A 2795-nucleotide genomic window follows, 5' to 3' on the forward strand; every position below is an offset into this window, starting at 1 on the left:
GGGTGGCTCCGCGCGGCCCACGCCGACGAGGACCAGACGCGCCGGCAGTCCGTCCCACGGCAACGCCCCGTCGCCGACGGCACGAGGAAGGTGCACCGTCTGCGCCTCACCGGCCGCACCGGTCAGGCCCGTGCGCTCGGCCAGGTCGGCCAGGTCGATCCCGTACCGGGCCGCGGCATCCGCCGTGCCCGACCGTGGCTGCACGCCGTCCTCACCCTCGGGCGCGGGCGCCACCGGGAGCACGAGGGCGTCGACCTCGCGGTCGAGCAGGTCCGTCGAGGCCACCACCCCACGCCGGACCTCGACCGTCGGGAGCCTGGGCAGCCAGGCACCCGGGACAGGAGGATCGGTCGAGGCCGGCACGGCGCTCCTTCAGGGACGGACGTACGGTGGTTCAGGGCACCGGCACGTTCCACGCACCGGCACGGCGCCGGCGCTCAGCCGACGACGGCGTCGAGTGCCTTGCCGAGCTCGGTCGCCTCGGTGGCGTTCAGCTCGACGACCAGACGGCCACCGCCCTCGAGCGGTACGCGCATGACGATGCCACGACCCTCCTTGGTCACCTCGAGCGGCCCGTCACCGGTCCTCGGCTTCATCGCAGCCATCGGTGGATCCTCCCCGTCTGTCTCGTCCGCCCCCACGCGCGGTGACGGGGCGTCGGCAGGCCGACAGCCCGAGGGGGCCGCGAGAGGGGGACGGTTGTCCGAGATCAGTCTAGTTCACCCCGACACGCGACCGCGGCATGCACACGCGCGCACCGCCGTCAGGGCTCAGTCCAGCCCGCGCACGACGCGCGCGGGCAGGAGGTCACCGCGCAGCACCGCGACCATCTCGACCACCCGTCGGGTCGCTCGCACGTCGTGGGCGCGGAACACCGAGGCGCCCAACCAGGTGGCGACCGCCGTCGCCGCCAGGGTGCCCTCGAGCCGGTCGTCGACCGGCAGGGCCAGGGACTCCCCCACGAAGTCCTTGCGGCTGAGCGCCATGAGCAGGGGGTGCCCGAGCCCCGCGAGCGCGGCTGTCGCACGGGTGAGCTCGAGCGAGTGCCACGTGGTCTTGCCGAAGTCGTGGGTCGGGTCGACCAGCACCGAGCGGGGCTCCACCCCGGCGGCCACCGCGCGTGCAGCCGCTGCGGCCAGGGCCGCCACGACGTCCGCGACCACCCCGTCGGGGTACACGGGCCGGACCGGGTCCGTCCGTGGGGGCAACCCACCGGTGTGGGAGCAGACCAGGCCGGCCCCGTACGAGGCCGCAACCTGCGCCAGGCGCGGGTCGTGGCCGGCCCACGTGTCGTTCACCAGGTCCGCGCCCTCGGCGAGGGCGACCTCGGCGACCTCGGCGCGCCAGGTGTCCACGCTGACCGGGAGATCGGGGAACCGGGCCCTGACCCGCTGCACCACCGGCACGACCCTGTCGATCTCCTCGGCGACACCGACCTCGGGCCCGCGCCCCGCCCTCACGCCGCCCACGTCCACCAGGTCCGCGCCCTCGGCCACCGCGCGCTCCACCGCGTCGAGCGCGGCCCCCAGGTCGTGGGACCGGGCCGCGGGGTAGAACGAGTCGGGGGTGCGGTTGACCACGGCCATGACCGCTGGTCGACCCACCGCCACCTCACGGCCGCGAAGCCGGAGCGCAGGCGCAGCCGCCGGGACGGACCCCGCGGTCGCGTGCGTCACCGTGGGTCTGAGGCGCGCTCGGCCGCCTGCTCGGCCGCCGCGTTCGCCGCGACCGCGGCCTCCTCCTCGGCACGCAGCTGCTCTCCGTGCTCGCACACCAGCCGGACCGCGTCCGCGGCGTCGTCCACCAGCTCGATCAGGTCGAGGTCCTTGGCGCTGATGGTGCCCTTGTCCAGCACCGGACCGCGCAACCAGTCCAGCAGGCCCTGCCAGTAGTCGGTACCGACCAGCACGATGGGGAACTCGGTCACCTTGTGGGTCTGGACCAGCGTCAAGGACTCGAAGAGCTCGTCGAACGTCCCGAACCCACCCGGCAGGACCACGAAGCCCTGGGAGTACTTCACGAAGCAGGTCTTGCGGGCGAAGAAGTACCGGAAGTTGACCCCCAGGTCCACCCAGGGGTTCATGCCCTGCTCGAACGGGAGCTCGATCCCCAGGCCCACCGAGAGGCCCCCGGCTTCCTTCGCGCCCTTGTTGGCGGCCTCCATCAGGCCCGGTCCCCCACCGGTGATGACGGCGTATCCCTGCTCGACCAGCCCCTTGGCGACCTCCGTGCCGAGGGCGTACTCGGGCGAGTCGGGCTTGGTGCGGGCCGACCCGAAGACGCTCACCGCCGGGCCCACCTCGGCCAGGGCCCCGAAGCCCTCCACGAACTCGCTCTGGATGCGCATGACCCGCCAGGGGTCGGCGTGCAGCCAGTCGGCGTCCCCGCCCTGGGCGAGCAGGCTCTGGTCACTCGTCGTCCGGGGCACCTGTCCGCCGCGGAGCAGGACCGGCCCGCGCCGGTAGCCGTGGGGGCCGTCCGTCGCCCGGTCGCCGTTGCGGTCCGCTCGATCGCTCATGGTCACGACCCTATGCCGAGAGCCACCGTTCCAGCCCGGTGACGCACGTGGTGATCTGGTCCACGGGGCAGTGCTCGTCGTCGGCGTGCGCGAGCGCCGGGTCACCGGGCCCGTAGTTGACGGCCGGGACCCCGAGCGCCGAGAACCGTGCCACGTCGGTCCACCCCTCCTTGGCCGACGGCGCGAGGCCCGTGAGGGACGTGACGACCTGGGCGAACTCGGCGGCGGCCGGGTGGTCCAGGCCCGGCCGGGCCCCCGGGGAGGAGTCGGTGACGGT

Annotated in this window: 4 protein-coding genes and 1 pseudogene; all 5 read right to left on the bottom strand. The window is 74.1% G+C overall.

Annotated features, from left to right (window positions below):
- Nucleotides 1–363 (bottom strand): annotated as a pseudogene (locus tag N869_RS14150) (leucyl aminopeptidase family protein); the annotation flags it as partial.
- 74 nt (nt 364–437) lie between these two features.
- Nucleotides 438–605, bottom strand: a complete 168-nt coding sequence (locus tag N869_RS17080) for a DUF3117 domain-containing protein (protein WP_084137234.1) — start codon at nt 603–605, stop codon at nt 438–440.
- A 165-nt stretch (nt 606–770) separates the two neighbouring features.
- Nucleotides 771–1604 (bottom strand): dihydropteroate synthase, encoded by an 834-nt coding sequence (gene folP / locus N869_RS14155; RefSeq protein ID WP_232229770.1) that lies wholly within the window; start codon nt 1602–1604, stop codon nt 771–773.
- A 68-nt stretch (nt 1605–1672) separates the two neighbouring features.
- The gene (locus N869_RS14160; protein WP_035062656.1) at nt 1673–2518 is read right to left on the bottom strand and encodes an LOG family protein; all 846 of its coding nucleotides are present in this window, start codon (nt 2516–2518) and stop codon (nt 1673–1675) included.
- A gap of 10 nt (nt 2519–2528) precedes the next feature.
- A partial coding sequence (locus N869_RS14165; protein ID WP_035062657.1) for a M20/M25/M40 family metallo-hydrolase occupies nt 2529–2795 on the bottom strand: 267 nt, incomplete at its 5' end.

Origin of the sequence: Cellulomonas bogoriensis 69B4 = DSM 16987, assembly GCF_000767165.1 — a bacterium.
Lineage (GTDB): Bacteria > Actinomycetota > Actinomycetes > Actinomycetales > Cellulomonadaceae > Actinotalea > Actinotalea bogoriensis.